General features: G+C 77.7%; 1 protein-coding gene. It reads left to right on the forward strand.

Annotated elements, in window-relative coordinates; translation table 11 throughout:
• Nucleotides 1-1,836, forward strand: a 1,836-nt coding sequence (gene fxsT / locus MCM47_RS39950; RefSeq protein WP_238951749.1) for an FxSxx-COOH system tetratricopeptide repeat protein, incomplete at both ends; no start/stop codon positions are given.

The raw sequence follows: 1,836 nt of genomic DNA on the forward strand, positions 1-1,836 counted from the left end.
CACCCGGTCCCGGACCGCGCCCGCCGCCGGCTGTACGCGGCGTACCTGCGCACCGGCCGCACCCGCTCCCGCCAGGTGTACCTCAGCTACGCGCCGGGGGACCGGGTCTGGGCCGAGTGGGCGGCCGCCGCCCTGGCCGGTTTCGGCTACCTCACCTCGCTGCACGGCGCCGCCGCTCCGCTGGACCCGGGCCCGCCCGGCGACAGCGCGCTGCCGGAGGCGGCCGGCCCGCTGGACGGCGACGGCCGGGTGCTGGTGCTGCTCTCGCCCGAGTACGCGGCGCTGCCCCGCGGCCGGGAGATCTGGCGCCGGCTCACCTCGGCCGAGCAGGACGGCGGCGTGGCGGGTCTGCTGGCGCTCTCGACCGCGGACCCCGGCGACGCACCGCTGCCCGAGCCGTTCGCCGGCCACCCGGTGCGCGACCTCGCCCGCGGCTCGGCCGAGCAGGCCGAGACACAGCTGTTCGAACTGCTCGGCCCGCCGCCCGGTGCCGGGCGGTGGCTGGAGGCCGAGGAGGAGCCCGCACCGCCGCCCGCCCGTTTCCCGGCCGGGCGGCCCGCCGTGCAGGGTCTCCCGCCCCGGCTGCCCTCCTTCACCGGCCGCGGCCGCCTGCTGGAGACCCTGCGGGACGGCTTCACCCTCGGCCCCGCGGCCGAACCCGTGCAGGTCCTGTACGGCATGGGCGGGGTCGGCAAGTCGCAGGCCGCGGTCGAGTACGCGCACCGCTTCGCGCCCACCTACGACGTGGTCTGGTGGGTGCCGGCCGAGGAGCCGGCCGGCGTGCCGCAACGGCTCGCCGGACTCGCCACCGAGCTCGGCCTGGAGAGCAGCGGTGACGTGGCCCGGACCGCCCGGGCCGTGCTGGACGCGCTCGGCCGGGGCCGGCCGTACCCGCGCTGGCTCCTGGTCTTCGACAACGCGGAGGACCCGGAGCACCTCGCCCCCTGGCTCCCGGCCGGCTCCGCCGACGGCCACGTCCTGGTCACCTCGCGCGACCGGCGCTGGGCCCGCCACCGCGGCCGGACCGAGGTCGAGGTCTTCGACCGGGCGGAGAGCGTCGAGCTGGTCCGCCGCTTCAACGCCGGCGTCCCGGCCGTCGACGCCGACCGGATCGCCGAACTCCTCGGGGACCTGCCGCTCGCCGTCGGCCAGGCCGCCGCCTGGCTGCACGAGACCCCGATGCCGGCCGCCACCTACGCCGAGCTGCTGGACGAGACGCTGACCGACATCCTCGACCGGTCGGTCCGGGCGGACGCCGAGTACTCCACCGTCACCGCCGCCACCTGGCGGATCGCCGGCGCCGACCTGCGCCGGATCAACGCCCCGGCCGCCCGGCTGCTGGAGGTCTGCGGCTTCCTCGGCCCGGACGCCATCCCGATCCGGCTGCTCTACAGCGCGCCGGTGACCGAGGCCGTCGGACTGCCTGCGGGCGCCCCGGAGGGCCGGCTCGCGATGGGCGAGATCCTGCGCACCGTCAACCAGTTCAACCTCGCCCGGTACGACCAGACCGGCGGAACGCTGAGCGTGCACCGGATCACCCAGGCGCTGCTGCGCGACCAGACCGCCGAGGCCGACCGGGCCCGGGTGCGGGCCGTCGTGCACCGCGCGCTCGCGCTGGACTCCCCGGGCGACCCCGACACCCCGGACAACTGGCCCCGGTACGCCGAACTGCTGCCCCACCTCTGGCCGTCCGGTGCCGTCGGGAGCGCCGACCCGGCGGTCCGGCAGTGGATCGTCGAATCGGTCCGCTACCTCTGGCACCGCGGCCTGCTCGACGCCGGCCGCGACCTCGCCGAACGCGCGCTGGCCCAGTGGTCCCCCGAGGGGACCGGCGGG

The sequence above is a fragment of the Kitasatospora sp. A2-31 genome (assembly GCF_022288725.1).
GTDB lineage: Bacteria > Actinomycetota > Actinomycetes > Streptomycetales > Streptomycetaceae > Kitasatospora.